At 32.6% G+C, this 17,080-nt stretch carries 12 protein-coding genes and 2 pseudogenes; all 14 read left to right on the forward strand.

The genetic code is table 11. From position 1 onward, the window contains the following. The first annotated feature begins 3 nt into the window (after positions 1–3). The gene (locus CHAB381_RS04025; protein WP_012108709.1) at positions 4–564 is read left to right on the forward strand and encodes a hypothetical protein; all 561 of its coding nucleotides are present in this window, start codon (positions 4–6) and stop codon (positions 562–564) included. Beyond that, entirely contained in the window at positions 561–1,400 is an 840-nt protein-coding gene (gene lgt / locus CHAB381_RS04030) for a prolipoprotein diacylglyceryl transferase (RefSeq protein WP_012108710.1), read from the forward strand. Before CHAB381_RS04025 ends, lgt begins: the two co-directional genes overlap by 4 nt. Before the next feature lie 56 nt (positions 1,401–1,456). Then, complete coding sequence (locus tag CHAB381_RS04035) at positions 1,457–2,137, forward strand: fumarate reductase cytochrome b subunit (RefSeq protein WP_012108711.1); 681 nt, start codon at positions 1,457–1,459, stop codon at positions 2,135–2,137. Between the two features lie 19 nt (positions 2,138–2,156). Beyond that, the gene (locus tag CHAB381_RS04040) at positions 2,157–4,145 is read left to right on the forward strand and encodes a fumarate reductase flavoprotein subunit (protein ID WP_012108712.1); all 1,989 of its coding nucleotides are present in this window, start codon (positions 2,157–2,159) and stop codon (positions 4,143–4,145) included. Then, positions 4,138–4,869 (forward strand): fumarate reductase iron-sulfur subunit, encoded by a 732-nt coding sequence (locus CHAB381_RS04045; RefSeq protein WP_012108713.1) that lies wholly within the window; start codon positions 4,138–4,140, stop codon positions 4,867–4,869. The genes CHAB381_RS04040 and CHAB381_RS04045 overlap by 8 nt, the downstream gene beginning before the upstream one ends. Before the next feature lie 377 nt (positions 4,870–5,246). Further along, positions 5,247–7,325 carry a dynamin family protein gene (locus CHAB381_RS04050; RefSeq protein WP_012108714.1) on the forward strand — a complete coding sequence of 693 codons (2,079 nt, stop codon included), beginning with the start codon at positions 5,247–5,249 and terminating at the stop codon, positions 7,323–7,325. Further along, entirely contained in the window at positions 7,316–9,121 is a 1,806-nt protein-coding gene (locus CHAB381_RS04055) for a dynamin family protein (RefSeq protein ID WP_012108715.1), read from the forward strand. The genes CHAB381_RS04050 and CHAB381_RS04055 overlap by 10 nt, the downstream gene beginning before the upstream one ends. 119 nt (positions 9,122–9,240) lie before the next feature. After that, positions 9,241–10,386: a hydrogenase small subunit gene (locus CHAB381_RS04060; protein ID WP_012108716.1), complete on the forward strand. Its 1,146-nt coding sequence runs from the start codon at positions 9,241–9,243 to the stop codon at positions 10,384–10,386. 2 nt (positions 10,387–10,388) lie between these two features. Then, positions 10,389–12,110, forward strand: coding sequence for a nickel-dependent hydrogenase large subunit (locus CHAB381_RS04065; RefSeq protein WP_012108717.1), 1,722 nt, complete (start codon positions 10,389–10,391; stop codon positions 12,108–12,110). 20 nt (positions 12,111–12,130) lie between these two features. Continuing rightward, on the forward strand, positions 12,131–12,796 hold the full coding sequence (cybH, locus tag CHAB381_RS04070) for a Ni/Fe-hydrogenase, b-type cytochrome subunit (RefSeq protein ID WP_012108718.1): 666 nt from the start codon (positions 12,131–12,133) through the stop codon (positions 12,794–12,796). Further along, positions 12,797–13,342 carry a HyaD/HybD family hydrogenase maturation endopeptidase gene (locus CHAB381_RS04075; RefSeq protein ID WP_012108719.1) on the forward strand — a complete coding sequence of 182 codons (546 nt, stop codon included), beginning with the start codon at positions 12,797–12,799 and terminating at the stop codon, positions 13,340–13,342. After that, positions 13,339–14,871 (forward strand): hypothetical protein, encoded by a 1,533-nt coding sequence (locus CHAB381_RS04080; protein WP_012108720.1) that lies wholly within the window; start codon positions 13,339–13,341, stop codon positions 14,869–14,871. The genes CHAB381_RS04075 and CHAB381_RS04080 overlap by 4 nt, the downstream gene beginning before the upstream one ends. Beyond that, positions 14,855–15,664 (forward strand): annotated as a pseudogene (locus tag CHAB381_RS09005) (acylphosphatase); the annotation flags it as partial. The gene CHAB381_RS04080 and the pseudogene CHAB381_RS09005, both read left to right, overlap by 17 nt. A 249-nt stretch (positions 15,665–15,913) precedes the next feature. Continuing rightward, a pseudogene (locus CHAB381_RS09010) lies at positions 15,914–16,141 on the forward strand (Sua5/YciO/YrdC/YwlC family protein); the annotation flags it as partial. Between the last annotated feature and the right edge of the window lie 939 nt (positions 16,142–17,080).

The raw sequence follows: 17,080 nt of genomic DNA on the forward strand, positions 1-17,080 counted from the left end.
AAAATGAAATTAAAAGAACTATATAGTGTTGTTTGTATTATATTTGCGTCAAATTTTAAAGGCGTAATTGATAAGGAGCATTTTGATAAACTTGCGAAAAATTGGGTTGTAGTCAACCAAAATCCGCAAAATAAAACAGGTCACGAGTTTTGGGCTAAATTTTTAGAAAACAGAGATAAAAATTCAGATGAAACTTTAAAAAAAATCGGTGCTGATTTTGAGCTTTTAAAGCCGAGTTTCGATATTGATACTTTTAAACTTATCAGCGAAACGGATATTACGCTTTTTTTTGAAAAGTTCAGATACAAAAGACCTTTTGCAAATTTAAAAGCTTGTCACGCTGCGAATATGCTTGCATTTCTGGCAGCTGTTTTAAAACACGATAATGATGAAAAAACGCATAATCTGCTCGGTCTTTATTTGACGAAATTTTATATGCCGTCATTTAGAGCGCTCGCAAACACTTTGCAAACTGAGGCAAAAAGCGATTATTATAAAGCATTCGGCTGGTTTTTAGCTGATTTTAATAAAATGATAAAAGATAGTTTAGGACTTAAAATTTGACGTTTTGGAATGAAATTTACGCGCATTTTGATCCCGTAGCTTTCAGCATTTTTGGACTTAAAGTGCATTGGTATGGGCTTATGTATGTGCTTGCGCTTCTGGTTGCACTTTATATGGCGAAATTTTTCGTTAAAAAAGACCGCTTGAAATTCAGTAATCAAGTGCTTGAAAATTATTTTATCTGGGTTGAAATCGGCGTTATTTTGGGTGCAAGATTCGGTTATATTTTGATATATTCAAATGCACAAATTTTTTATTTAACGCATCCTTGGGAAATTTTTAATCCTTTTTATAATGGAAAATTCGTAGGAATTAGCGGTATGAGTTATCACGGCGCCGTTATCGGTTTCATAATTGCTACTATTTTATTTTGTCGCAAAAAGAGACAAAATTTATGGTCTTTGCTTGATTTATGTGCCTTAAGTATTCCTTTAGGATATTTTTTCGGACGAATCGGAAATTTTTTAAATCAAGAACTTTTTGGGCGCATAACAGACGTTTCCTGGGGAATTTTGGTAAATGGCGAACTTCGTCATCCAAGCCAACTTTATGAAGCTTGTCTTGAAGGAATTACAATATTTTTGATACTGTATTTTTATAGAAAATATAAAAAATTTGACGGTGAGCTTATTTGCGTTTATGTGATTTTATATGCTATATTTAGATTTTTGACAGAATTCTTAAGAGAAGCTGATGTACAAATAGGATATTTTAGTTTTGGTTTAAGTTTGGGGCAAATTCTGTCTGTTTTTATGCTTATTCTTGGTTTTTCGGCTTATATTAAATTATTAAAAAATTCTCAAACTGAACAAAAATTTAACCAAAACAAAAGCTAAATCATTTTAAAATTACTTGTTTGAAAAAAACTAAAATTCAATATATGGAGGACCTAATGGTTGATCGAATTGAAGGTTTTTTGGGCGTCAGTTCAGATGTCAAAAAGAGTAAGATTCCTGCGTTGCAAGATAGATGGCAAAGCATAACCGGCTTAATTTTAGCGCTGTTTATGGTATGCCATATGCTATTTACCGGTAGTATTCTTATAGGTAAAGACGCTTATGAAGGAGTTGTAAGTTTTGCCGAACCGTTTGGCATTCACCAAATAACAAATATTGTCGCGTTTGTTATTTTGATTATTTTTATGATTCACGGCTTTTTGGCGATGAGAAAATTTCCAAGCAACTATAAAGCTTATTTAGCTTTTAAAGCTCACAAAATTCGTATGAAGCATTGCGATACAACACTTTGGTGGTTTCAATTCTGGACAGGATTTTTGTTGTTTTTCTTCGCCAGTGCCCACATTATAGCTATCGTTTTTGGAGATAAAATTTCAGCCGATCTTTCAATAACAAGATTTGCCGATCTTCATCTGTTTTATTTTGTTTTGCTTATTTTTGTTGTTACGCACGCAAGCATAGGCTGTTATAGACTTTATGTTAAATGGATAAGTATAGACGGAAAAGAGGATGAAAGAAAAGCAAAAAGACAAACCGTTAAAAAGATTATTTTTGCAGTTTGGGGTATTTTATTTATTTTATCTATAATTGCAGATATAAAATGGATAAGTTTATAAATTTAAGGGGTAATGAAATATGAATATAATATATTGCGATTCATTGATTATCGGTGGCGGAATTGCCGGCTTAAGGGCCGCTATGGCTGCTGCAGATAAAGGAAACAGCACAATAGTTTTAAGTTTATGCCCGGTTCGTCGTTCGCATTCAGCCGCTGCACAAGGCGGTATGCAAGCAAGTCTTGCCAATCCTATAATGGGCAAGGGCGATAATGAGGATGTGCATTTTGCGGATACGGTAAAAGGAAGCGATTGGGGTTGTGACCAAAAAGTAGCCAGAATGTATTGTCAAGTAGCACCAAAAGCTGTAAGAGAGCTTGCAAGTTTCGGCGTTCCTTGGACTAGAATCACAAAAGGCGAGCGAACTGTTGTAATAAATGCTCAAAAAACAAAAATTGTAGAAAGAGATGAAACTCACGGTTTAATCAATAGCAGAAATTTCGGTGGAACAAAAAAATGGAGAACCTGTTTTTCAGCTGATGTTACAGGTCACGTTATACTTTACGGTGTAGCAAATGAGTGCGCTAAAAGGCATGTGGATGTTAGAGATAGAAAAGAAGCAATTGCTTTAATTCATAAAAACAATCGATGTTACGGTGCAATTGTGCGTGATTTGATTGATGGAAGTATATCGGCTTACGTTGCAAGAGGCACACTTATAGCAACAGGCGGATATGGTAGAATTTACAAACATACAACAAATGCCGTAAATTGTGAAGGAACCGGAGCTGCAATAGCGCTTGAAACAGGCGTGGCACAACTTGGAAATATGGAAGCTGTTCAATTTCACCCTACACCAATCGTTCCAAGTGGAATTTTACTTACTGAAGGATGTCGTGGAGATGGCGGAATTTTAAGAGATGTTGATGGATACCGCTTTATGCCGGATTACGAGCCTGAAAAAAAAGAACTTGCAAGCCGTGATGTTGTAAGTCGTCGTATAATGGAACACATAAGAAATGGAAAAGGCGTAAAAAGCCCTTATGGTGAGCACGTTTGGCTTGATATTTCTATTTTAGGAAGAGAACATATCGAGAAAAATTTACGTGATGTTCAAGATATCTGTAAAACATTCAACGGTATAGATCCTGCTGATGAAGGTCCGAAAGGTTGGGCGCCTGTTCTTCCTATGCAACACTATTCAATGGGCGGAATTCGCGTTAAACCTACAGGCGAAAGTCAAAAACTTTCAGGTTTATTTAGTTGTGGTGAAGCTGCTTGCTGGGATTTGCACGGTTTTAACAGACTTGGCGGAAACTCATGCGGCGAAACGGCTGTCAGCGGAATGATTGTGGGAAATTATTTTGCTGATTATTGCAAATCTCACGAATTGGATATTGAAACAGAGCTTATTAAAAAATTTGTAGAAAAAGAAGAAAAATATATAGATGAAATTTTAGCAAAAGACGGAAAATATAATGTTTATGAAATTAAAAATAAAATGAAAGAGATTATGTGGGAACACGTAGCTATTTTCCGTACCGGAGAAGGTTTGCAAAAAGCTGTTGACGAACTTGAAAAACTTCTTAACGAGTGCAAAAATATCAAAGTTGAAAATAAAGAGAAATTCGGCAATCCTGAACTTGAAGATGCATATCGCACACCAAAAATGATTAAAATTGCACTTTGCGTGGCTTACGGCGCTCTTTTAAGAAAAGAGAGCAGAGGCGCTCATTATCGTGAAGATTTCCCGAAAAGAGATGATGCAAATTGGCTAAAAAGAACACTTGCAGAGTGGCATGAGGGCGATACATTGCCTACTATCATTTATGAAGATCTTGATATAATGCAAATGGAAATGCCGCCTGCATTCCGCGGATATGGTGCTAAAGGAAACACAATAGAAAATCCGAAAAGCGAAATTCGCCAAAAAGAAGTTGATGAAATTCGTGAGAAAATGCAAAGCGAAAACAAATCAAGATATGAAATTCAAGACGCTTTAATGCATTATGAACTTCAACCTGAATATAAAAAACCAAATCAAAGAGTAGGAGTTGGTGATGAGTAGAAAAATTACAATAAAAGCATTTAAATATAATCCGCTCAGCAAAATTTCAAAACCGCATTTTGCTACTTATGAGCTTGAAGAAACTGACGGAATGACTATTTTTATTGCACTTAATTATATAAGAGAACATTTGGATCCAAGTTTGAGTTTTGATTTTGTATGTAGGGCCGGAATTTGCGGAAGTTGCGCTATGGTGATAAACGGCACACCGAAACTTGCGTGTCGTACACTTACTAAAGATTATCCTGATGGCGTAATCGAGCTTATGCCTCTTCCTGTTTTTAAACTTATAAAAGATTTGAGCGTAAATACAGGTGAGTGGATGGCACATATGAACGAAAGAGTTGAAAGCTGGGTTCATTCGGATAAAAAAGTGGATATTTCGCGAATAGAAGAGCCTGTTGAACCGAGTTCAGCTGAAGAAACTTTTGAACTTGATCGCTGCATAGAGTGCGGTATCTGCGTGGCAAGTTGCGGAACTGCTGTAATGAGAAAAGATTTTGTAGGCGCTGTAGGCTTAAATAGAATTGCAAGATTCAAAGTCGATGCGCACGATCAAAGAACCGACGATGATTTTTACGAATTGGTCGGTGATGATAACGGCGTATTTGGCTGCATGAGTTTATTGGGTTGTGAAGACAATTGTCCTAAACACCTTCCTCTTCAAAGTAAAATCGCTTACGTCCGTCGCAAACTTGCTACTGCAAACGGCAATAAAAAATAATAATAAGCGGGAATTTTTCCCGCTTACTTTTAATTCAAACTAAAATTTCATCAAAAAATTTATAACACTAAACGTTCAACTAAAATTTAAAAGTGCGCCGCTTTGTATATTTTTTCATTTTTAAAACCATATAGTTTTTAAATTTCAACTATCAATTTAAAATTAAAAATTTTTTGCATTTAACTTAAATTTTTAGACATTTGCGTTTATATATTTTTAATTAAAAAATCTCTTTTAAAAGTATAAATAACTTATTTTAAAAAGATGAAAATAATAAATAAAAACTATCGAAATTTCAGAACTTAACTTTTAAAATTTCGAAATCTTTAAATGAAATTTCGATAAACTTAAATATTATTTTTTATAAAAGGCAAAGAATGGATGAATTTTTAAATGAAATTTGGGGAATTCATAGACTTTATATAGATAAAAATTTGCTTTTCACACCGGACGCTGAAATTTCAGCCGTTGTAATGAGTGCCAATGAAAAAAATTTTGAGAAATTTATAAATATCGAAAGCTTTAAGGAAATTTTTGCAAATTTTGGTCTGAAAGCTCAAATTTACGGCATTCAAGCACTTCAAACAGGAATTATAAACGCGCTTATAAAACATAAAATTTCAAAATTTTCACTGATTTTAAATTTGCAGACATTAAAAGAAGCTAAAATTATAAATGAAGCGGAACTAAGTAAAATCGTATCATTTATTCAAACATTAAATGACGGAGAAGAGAGAAAAGATAAAGATTTCAGTGCTTTAAGCTTTACTTTCGGCAAGAATCTTGAGACGTTAAATAAATGTGCCGACGAGCTTATAACTCTTGCGCCGCAAAGTGCTGAAAATATACAAAAATCTAAAAAAAGTGCTAATGAAAATGAGTTCGTTATTTCTGTAACCGGCGTTATAAATGCCGGCAAATCAAGTATGCTGAACGCTTTTTTAAATGCGTCAGTTTTAGGCACTTCAAATATCCCTGAAACCGCCAATCTTACGCTTTTAAAGTTTTCCGAAACTCCATATGCGAAAGTGAAATTTTATACGCCCGATGAGATGAAAATTTTAGGATTTCATGAAAATTACAGCGATATCGAAATTTCGCCTGACGAACTTATAAATTATACTTCGGCTAAAAATGAAATTTCAAAATTCATAAAAATGGTCGAGCTTGGCGTGGAAGCCGGAATTTTAAAAGATAATATTAAAATCGTTGACACCCCGGGACTTGATGATGCCGTAGTTTTGCGCGAAGAGCTTACAAAAAGCTTTATGGGCCAAAGTGATGCGATTATCCATCTTATGAATGCAGCTCAAAGTTCCACTAAAAAAGATATGAGTTTTATCGTTGAAACTTTAGCAAATTCAAAAAACAGCGAACTTATCATTGTGCTTACTCATGCTGATATGCTAAGCAAAGAAGATCTTTTGGATGCGCTTAAATACGCGCAAAAAAGCATAAAAGAAGAGCTTGAAAATTTTGGTTTTTCACAAGATTTAAGTTCAAATGTAAATTTCTTTTGTATCGACAGCATAAGTAAAAACGGCATAAATGATCTTAAAAATTTTCTTTATGAAAGTTTTTTCGGCGCAAATTCCAAAAAGGCAAACGCTATTTTGAACTCTTACGCGAAAAATTTGGCTTTAGTTTGCGACGGGGCGCTAAAAGAATGCGAATTTAAATCTCTTAATCTTTTAGGAAACAAAAATGAATTAAAAGTGCAAAATGCTGAAATTTTAGAAAAAATTGAAGTTCTAAAGCACAATTCAGAAGAGCTTCAAGTTTTGCTTGCCGAAATAAAAACGAAATTCGATTACAGCGATTTTTATGATTTCAGCGCATTAAAATCGGCCGGAATAATTATAAAAGACAGAATAATAAGCGATATGAAATATGCTAAAAAATACAGAGAAAATCTTGATTTAAATCGTCTCAAAATAATCGCACAAAGTGGAATAAATGATGCTATAACTGATATTTTCCGTACATTTTCACAAAGAATTTCAAAAGATATCCAAAATTACAAAATGATTTTGGGTGAAAAATTCGGAGAAATTTCAAATTTCAGCTTCGATACGCAAAAATTTATGAATGAAAGTTTTAAAAAGCCGAATTTTATGGGATTTGATATAAAATTTACAGAGCTGATAAACAAATTCGGTGACTTGGTTAAATTTTCAAGCGAGTTTGATAAATTTTTTACCGCTTTTTTAAAAGATTTAAATTTGAAAAATGAGTTTGAAAAAATCGCCGTATCATGCACGGATAACTTTTTGCAAAGTATAAACGAAAATTTTAAAACTGAAAAAAATGAATTGGATACAAAAGAAAAAATTTTAAAGGAAGCACTTTTGCAAAGTGGAATAAATGACGAAAATATCGGACTTCAAAGAAAAAATTTAAAAGAAAAAATTGAAAAATTAAACGCTGTAAAAGAAAGGATTCTAAAGTGCTTCTAAAAAATTTTATAAAAGAGTATAAAGAAAAATTTTCACAAAATTTTAAAAGCGGATTTTGGGGCGAAATAGAGGCAATTTGTGAAACACTGAAAGATCCTACTTTTCATCCTTCAATGAGATTAAAAGCCATTTTAAGCGAGTTTTCGGCTCTTGAAAACGAACCGCTTAAAATTGCTGTAATAGGGCAATTCAGCAGCGGAAAATCCACTCTTTTAAATACGCTTTTAAAAAGTGAAATTTTGCCAACAGGAGTTGTTCCTGTTACAGCAAAGGTGACATATATCAAATATGCGCCACATGAGTTTTTGAATGTAATTTACAGCGACGGAAGAAGCGAAATTTTAGGCGTTAGCGAACTTGGGAATTTTGTAGATCAAAGAAAAGATTTACAAAAAATCAAAAGTATTACAATTTACAGCTCAAATGAAATTTTAAAATATATAACTTTTATAGATACGCCTGGACTTAATTCAAGAAGCAGCGCCGATACAAAAGAGACTTTAAGAATTTTAAAAGAGGCTTTCGGTGTGCTTTGGATAAGTTTGATAGACAATGCCGCGCGCGCCAGTGAAAAAGCGCAAATAGAGCTTTTACCGTCTATTTTAAGAAAAAATTCAATTATGCTGCTTAGCCAAAAAGATAAATTAAAAGATGATGAAATTTTGCGCGTTTTAGAACATTCAAATAAAACTTTAGGTAAATATTTTTCTAAAATTTCAGCAGTTTCATCCAAACTTGAAAAAAGCGGAATGGACGGCGGTTTTACACCTATTAAAGAATTTTTAAAAAATATTCAAAAATCGCGTCAAAATTATGCAAAAATGAAACTTGGCGAAATTTTGGAAGCGTTAAAAAGTGAGCGGGAAAATTATATAAAAATTTATGAAAATTTGCAAAATATCATAGAAAACAATGCAGAAATTTTTACATCTTTTGAGCAGAATTTAAGCGCATACAGCGCTGATTTTGAAAAATTTTATGCTAGAATCAAAGAGATGTCAAACAATATTTGTGAAATTTTTATGAATTCCGTAAAAAGCAAAACCGAGTCGTATTTTCGCAAGAAAAAAGGATTTTTTACCGGTGAAAATTTTGAAAAAATAGACTTTGAAGCTCCTGAATTCAATAAGGATGAGGCGCTTTCAAAGCTGATTTACGATGATAATAAATTAAGCGACAATTTTCGCAGTTTTAAAAATGCTCTTACAAAATTTGAAAATTCAATCATTTTTGACGCAAACTCTACATATCTTAAAATGCAAAACGAAATGATGCTTTTTAAGGGCAGGTATGAAAGTTTTACGCGCGATAATGAAATGTTTTCCATAGAAGAAAGTTCGCAATTAAATAAAATTGCAGGCGAAGTTTATGAGCTGTTTTTAAAAAATTACGAGATTGAATTTTTTGAATTTTGTCAAAAAACACGTCTTTTTTTCGAAAAAATTTTAATCAAAATTATTACAAATTATGAAAATGCAATTATTTTGACAGCGGATTTTATTTCAAATAAAATTCAAAAATCTTTGAGTGATTATAAAAGCGACAGTCTTGCATATTCGCTTTATTATCCGAAATTTGATGATTTTAACAACGCTTTGCTGAATAATTTGCACTATTATGAGTTTGAAAACGATTTTTTGGGAAACGGTGCGTTTATAAAAAGAGCCGTTAAGGATTTAAAAGATGGTATTTTAACTGCAAGCGAAAATAATCAAAAATATGTAAATAAATTAAAAATCGCACAAGAAAATGCACTTTTCAGGCTCAATAAGTTAAAATTTAAGCAGGAATTTTAAAAGAATAAATAAAATTTAAACATTTCTTTAAAAAGAAAGTAAATATCTATTTTAAAGCGATTTTAATCGATTAAAATGTAAAATAAATATTTAATATTAGTTTCTATTAAGGAGTAGAAATGGCAAAAAATGAAATTTTAGCCAAAATAAGTGCGAGGTTAGAAAGTGTTGCTAAACTTCCTAAGATGAAAAATGACTCTATTGCCGATATGCTCACAAAAAAAGGCATTTCAAGGCGTGATTTTATGAAGTGGGCAGGAATGATGACTGCTATGATCGGGCTTCCAAGCACGATGATTCCAAGTGTTGCAAAAGCTGCCGAATTAACGGACAGACTTCCTGTAATTTGGCTTCATATGGCGGAATGTACAGGTTGTAGCGAAAGTTTGCTAAGATCGGAAACACCTACGATAGATAGCTTGATTTTTGATTATATCAGTCTTGAATATCACGAAACAATTATGGCGGCAAGCGGTTGGCAAGCAGAAGATACACTTCAAGAATCCATAAAAAAATACAACGGAAAATATATACTTATGGTAGAAGGCGGAATTCCAAGTGGAGAGAGTGAATTTTATCTTACTGTCGGACCTCATGGAACACCTGGTGCAAAAACTGTAAAAAAAGCCTGTGATGGAGCTATGGCGATTTTTGCAATAGGAACCTGTTCAAGTTTTGGCGGTGTTCAGGCGGCAGCTCCAAATCCTACAAATTCAAAATCTCTTAGTAAAATTACAAATAAACCTGTAATAAATGTTCCGGGCTGCCCTCCTAGTGAAAAAAATATCGTTGGAAATGTACTTCATTTTATACTTTTTGGAACACTTCCGCCTGTTGATAAATATAACCGTCCAAAATGGGCTTATGGACTTCGTATACACGATCTTTGTGAAAGACGCGGACGCTTTGATGCCGGTGAGTTTGTCCAAAGTTTTGGTGATGAAGGTGCTAAAAACGGCTATTGCCTTTATAAAGTGGGTTGTAAAGGTCCTTATACATTTAACAATTGCTCAAGAGAGAGATTTAATTCGCATACAAGCTGGCCAATACAAGCGGGTCATGGTTGTATAGGTTGTTCTGAACCTGATTTTTGGGATAATATGGGACCGTTTGAGGAACCATTGACTGATAGACTTTATAATAGTGTTTTTAAAGGAGCTGGCGCTGACGCAACTGCAGATAAGATAGGTCTTGGAATTTTAGCTTTAACAGGTGTTGCTATCGCAGCTCACGCCACAATAGCTTCTGTTAAGAAAGGAGAATAAAAATGGCACAAAAAATAATAGTCGATCCTATAACAAGAATAGAAGGGCATTTAAGATTAGAAGTTATAGTTGATGATAATAATGTAGTAACGGATGCTTATGCAAGTTCTACGCTTTGGCGCGGAATTGAAACAATAGTAAAAGGAAGAGATCCGAGAGATGTACCTTTTTTTGTACAAAGAATTTGTGGAGTTTGCACAAGTTCACACTATAGAGCAGGCACAATAGCAATTGAAGATGCTCTTGGTATTACACCTCCGTTAAATGCAATTTTAACAAGAACTTTAATGAATGCAGCGCTTTTTTTACACGACCATCCGGTTCATTTCTATCAATTACATGCACTTGATTTTGTGGATATTGTAAGTGCATTAAGTGCAGATGTAAGAGCAGCTGAAGAAGAATCTTTTAAATATTGTGAAACTCCTTATGCATGCGGAGCGGATCATTTAAAAGCCGTAAAAGACAAAGTAACCGCTTTTGTAAATAAAGGCGCACTTGGACCGTTTGCAAATGCATATTACGGACATCCTACATATCATTTTACACCGGAACAAAATTTAATCGCTCTCAGCCACTATTTGGAATGTTTACGCGTTCAACGAACAGCAGCGCAACTAATGGCAATTTTCGGTGGTAAACAACCACATCCGCAAAGCTTGGTAGTTGGCGGTGTAACTTGCGTAATGGATATATTAAATCCTTCTAGACTTGGCGAATATGTGTCTAAATTTAAAGAAGTTGCTGACTTCGTAAATAGAGCATATTATCCTGATATTATTATGGCAGGAAAAGCTTATGCAACAGAACCTAGTGTATTAAATGACTTAGGTGTAGCAAATCTTTGGACACATAAAGAAATGCAGTATTCATCAAATGAATTTTTATTTGATAGCGGTGTAATATTAAACGGCGATATATCAAAAGTTGAAGATTTAGATGAGAGTCAAATTACTGAAGAAGCAACTCACTCTTGGTATAAAAATGATAAACCGCTTCATCCTTATGAAGGCGAACAAGAGCCAAATTACACAGGATTCAAAGATGAACAGACATTAAACGCAAAAGGTGAAATGGAAAACTCAAAAGTTTTGGATACGAAAGGAAAATATAGCTGGATAAAAGCTCCTAGATATAAAGGTATGCCGCTTCAAGTAGGACCTTTGGCTAATGTCGTTGTAAATTATGCAAAAGGTAATAAATTTGTAGTTCCTGTAGTAGAAAAAGTTTTAAAAGATACCGGATTGCCTTTAACTGCTGTACTTTCTACACTTGGAAGAACAGCTTGCCGTATGATAGAAGCAAAAGTTATTGCTGATAATGCTTTAATGGCATTAAATAATTTGGTTGCAAATATAAAATCGGGCGACACTGAAACATGCGCAAAATACACAATTGATAAAAATAAAGAGTATAAAGGTCGTTATATGGGGCACGTTCCTCGTGGTGCTCTTAGCCACTGGATAAGAATTAAAAATGGTATAGTTGAAAATTATCAATGTGTAGTTCCATCAACATGGAATGCGTCTCCAAAAGATAACAAAGGTCAAATGGGAAGCTATGAAGCATGTATTATCGGTCTTAAAATTGCTGATTTGAAACAACCTCTTGAAATAATTAGAAAAATTCACTCATATGATCCTTGTATCGCTTGTGCTGTTCATGTAATGGATACAAAAGGCAATGATCTCAGTGAATATAGAGTTAATCCAAGTTATTGTTGAAAATCAAAAAAGGATAAGATATGAAAAGATCTACTGAATATGAATTTTCTATTGGACTAAGGCTTACTCACTGGATAAGAGCATTGTGTATTTTTGCACTTGTTATAACCGGATACTATATAGCTTATGTATTTATAGCTCCGGAGCCAAGCAGTGAACCGAACGTCTTTTTGCAAGCTAAGATTCGTTTTGTGCATTTGGTTACGGGATTTCTTTTGATAGGTGCTACTATTTTTAAATGTTACCTTTTTATATTCGATAAGAAAAGTCGTAAAGAGCTTATTAGTGTAGCTGATTTCTTGAGTCCGAAAATATGGTTTGAACAAATAAAATATTATTTATTTTTAGGCAAGCACCCAAAGCTTCGTGGAGTTTATAATCCGTTGCAATTCGCGGCATATATCGCGTTTTATCTCATACTTGCTTTTATTTTAATTACAGGTATGATTTTATATATGCATGTTTATCACGAAGGACTTGGCGGTTTTGTTTATGACATTTTAAGACCGTTGGAAGTTTATATGGGCGGTCTTAGTGAAGTTAGAATGATACATCATATTTGTACTGATTGTATCATTGTTTTTGTACCTATTCATGTTTATATGGCTGTATTTAATGCTATAAAAGGAAAAGAAGGTGCACTTGATGCTATTGTCAGCGGTTATAAATTTCCAAAAGAAGTATAGTTGAAAATTCTGGTTCTTGGAATTGGAAATGTGATGTTCTCCGACGAAGGTGTCGGAGTTCATCTCGTAAAATTACTTTCACAAAAATATAAATTCAAAAGTAACGAGCATAGTGTTGATTTTATGGATGGCGGGACACTTGCTATGTATCTTATGCACATTATGGTAGAATACGACCAAATTTTGCTTATTGATTGTTTGGATGCATCTAACGGAGCAGTCGGAGATGTTTATTTTTTCAATTATGAAGTTATGCCGAAATCAATTTCCTGGAGCGGTTCGGCTCACGAAATAGAGATGCTTCAAACACTTCAAATGTTGGATCTTTCAGGAGATCGTCCTTTAACACAAATTTTAGGTGTTATACCAAAAAGAATTGTGCCTATGAATTTTAAATTAAGCGATGAAATTTTAAAAGCAAGTAAAACAATGGAAAAAAAGGCAGTTTCATTTTTACATGATCTTGGATTTGAATATAAAATTGTTGAACCTAATTTAACTTTACAGGATATCGCTGATGAATTTGATAAAAAAGGTAAAAAATGATTGTTAGTTTTGAGTTTATTTATATGCATAAAAACCGAATTTTAGGTGATTTTTTAGAAATTTATGCGCTTAAAAGCGGTATGAAATTCAGCATATTTGATGATGGAAAAAAAATTACTCTTTTTATAGAAGGCGAAGAAAAAGAGTGTCTTAATTTTGCCGATAATTATATGAAATATATTCCGACTTCCGTATTTTTAAAGCAACCAAGCGTAAAAGTCGTAGAAAAAATGCATAAAAATAATTTTAAAAGCAGCGGTGTAAAATTTCCAAATATAACACCGAGCGTAGTTTATAATTTTGCGGATAATAAAGGCGCTTTAATTGAAAATGAGTTTGGAATTTTAAGCCAAGTTTCTATTTTTTATAGCGGAAAATTTGTAGCTGTAAATAAGGATAATTTTACAGAAATTTTAACTTTTGCGTATAAACATTTATCACATTATCAAAGCGTAATAATAAAATACAATGATGATGAAATCGCACTAAGCGCCGATATAAACTTTAATAAATCGCGCGTTATAATTCCTACAAATCCTCTTAGTATTTCTAAAATGTTTGCTCCGGACGAATCAAGTTTAAATGCGCTTGCAAGTTACGAAAAGCCGGTTGTAAATCTAAAATTAAACGCGATTTTTCGCAAAAACCACAGCGAAGCGCCTTGTTTTTTTGATGTAAAATTACCTGAAGATATCTTTACTTATGCACTTTGTGCGAAACTTTATAATGATGATATTTTCTTTTTATGCGCAAATTTTGACAGTGAAATTTTTAAGATTGCACTTACAAAAACTTCGCAGATTATTATAAATCACGGAAAATTTTTAAGCAAAAGCAACGTCGATTTTATAAACGGCAAAAACGATAAAAATCTTGCTCTTTTTGGACTGAAAAGTGCGGAATTGGGTGCTCTTGATAGAAAAATCTTACGCGTTTTTTTAAGTAAAAAAAATGCGGATAAAATTTTAATTTACGATGAAAATAGCGAGAAATCTTTCTTAAAAATATCTATTCCTAAAAATTTTGAAGCCATCAAAGAAAAAATTGTTTCAAGTGAAACCGGCAAGAAATTATTTCAAAATTTTAGCGCTGATTTTGATTTTCCAAAAGGTGAAATTGCTGATGATACGCCAAATTTTTACACGATTTTCGAAATTTGCGCGCAAATTTTATATGGTAAAAGTGCTGAAATTTTGCTGCAAAATGCGTTGCTTTTTAACGGAGAAAAAGGTGTTAGACTTGATTTTAAGGTTGAAAATGGCGAGTTTGATATGGTTTTGCTTATTAAAAACGCGATGAGTTATCGTTTAGCAGGCGTTGATGAAAAACTTTTATCTTTCGGTTTTATAGATAGTTTGGCATATTTTATCAGCGATTTTATGGACGATATTCAAAGCGATTTCGGTTTTGATTTGGCGATTTTTGAAGGCACGTTATTTGAAAATAAAAAGCTTGCAAATAACGTTTTAGAACTTACCGCTAAAAATTATAACGCAAAATTCAGTTATCAATATGGACTTGAAATTTGAGATTGCCGGACGCGTTCAAGGCGTAGGTTTTCGACCTTTTATTTACAGAATCGCAACTCGTTTCGGTTTAAAAGGAGTTGTTTTTAATGACGGCGAGGGCGTAAAAATATTTGCCTCGGCGGACAAGCTTAAGATTGAGAAATTTAAAAAGGCTCTTTTTGCAGAGCTTCCGCCGCTGGCAAAAATTGAAAAAATTAAAATAACTGAAACTTTACCGCAGAATTTCACAGATTTTAAAATAGTAAAATCCGAAAATTCTCAGATTTTTACGCCGATTTTACCGGATTTTGCGATTTGTGATGATTGTAAAATGGAATTTTATGATACAAAAAATGAGCGTTTTCACTATCCGTTTATAAATTGCACGAATTGCGGACCGAGACTTTCTATCATTAAAGCGCTTCCTTACGATCGTAAAAATACGACAATGAATGTATTTAAAATGTGTGAAAAGTGTGAAGATGAATATAAAAATCCTTTAAATCGCCGTTATCACGCAGAGCCGATTTCGTGCCGAAAATGCGGACCCGAGCTTTTTTTAAAAAATATGCAAGGAAAAATTCTTGCTTCAGGAGAAGATGGTGTAAAAAAGGCAACCGAACTTTTGTATGCCGGAAAAATTGTAGCCGTTAAAGGAATGGGTGGATTTCATATAATGGCTGATGCGTGCAATTTTGAAGCAGTCAAAACACTGCGTGAGCGAAAACATCGTCCGAATAAGCCGTTTGCTGTAATGTGCAAAGATGAAAATATGGCAAAAAAAATTGCTTTTATTTCGCCTTTTGAAAGTAAAATTTTAAATTCAAATATAAAACCGATTTTGATTTTAAAAATGAAAAATTCGCAAAATTTTATGCAAAATGATACAAATAATTTTACTGAAAATAGTGAAATTTTGCCAAATTTTAATGAAAACAGTGAAAATTTAAAAAAAAATAAAAATTTTAAAGCTTCGAGTAATTTACAGCAAAATGAAAATTTTAAAATAAATAGCCAAGATAGTTGGCAAATAGGCGAAGATTATATAAAATTAGCTCAAAATATCGCTCCGAATCTTGATAAAATCGGTATTTTTTTGCCAAATACCGGACTTCATCTTTTGCTTTTTGAATATTTTTCTAACCCTTTAATTGCAACAAGCGCCAATATTAGCGGTGAACCGATTATTTTTAATGAAGACGTTTTACTTAAAAAACTTTTTAATGTGGTTGATTTTTATCTTGACAATAACCGTGAAATTTTAACACCAAGTGATGATAGTATCGCACAAAGTTTGTATTTTACAGATGATTTTGATGAAATTGATAAAAACGGTTTTGTGCCGAATGTTTTTGAAAATCAAAATTTAACCCAAAGCGAAATAAACGGCAAAAATCAATTTAAAAATTCACACAATTCTGAAACTTTTAAGCAAAATATTTTTTTTAAAAAAAATGAAATTTTCCAAAAAATAGAGAATTTGAAAAAAGCTCAAATTTTTGATCAGAATTTGAATTTTAAAAAAAATATAAAAAATATAATTCCTGCTTTTTTTAGTAAATTTTTCAATCAAGTTGAAAATAGCGAAAAAGCCGAATTTTTATGTCAAAATTCAAATAAAGTGAAATTTTGCAATCAAAATGAAATAATCGAAAAAACAGATATTCTAAAAGAAAATGAAATCATAGAAAAAAACTTAAATTTTACAAAATTTTCAGATGAAACTGGACTTTTGCAAGAAAACGCAAAAGTTTTTAAAAACATCAACTATAAAATTTCAAATCAAGATGAAATTTTACATATAAATAAATCAGTTTTTTCGGAACAAAACAAATTTCAAAATTCAATAACTGAAAAAAATGTTGAAAACAGTTTTAAAAAATCTCACAATAAAATTTCTCAAAAAATAGGGCGCTCTTCAAATCAAAATGAAATTTCCGTCAGAGCAAATAATTTTACAAATTATGAAATTTCAAATCAAAATAATAATTTTCAAAACGATGAAAGTTTTGATGAAAATTTCAAGTTTTCAAACAAAAATGATATTTTTCGCAAAAGCGCTTTTTTTAGAAAAAGTAAAATTTCTTTTTTAAATAAAAAGGAAATGTATAAAAAATTCGAAATTCAAGAAAAAAATGCTTTCTCTCAAAAAAACGGAATTTTAAATGAAAATCAGGCTAAAGTGGAAAATCTTTTTGAGATTGCAAATATACCGAACTGTTTTACTCGA

Origin of the sequence: Campylobacter hominis ATCC BAA-381 (assembly GCF_000017585.1) — a bacterium.
GTDB classification, from domain to species: domain Bacteria; phylum Campylobacterota; class Campylobacteria; order Campylobacterales; family Campylobacteraceae; genus Campylobacter_B; species Campylobacter_B hominis.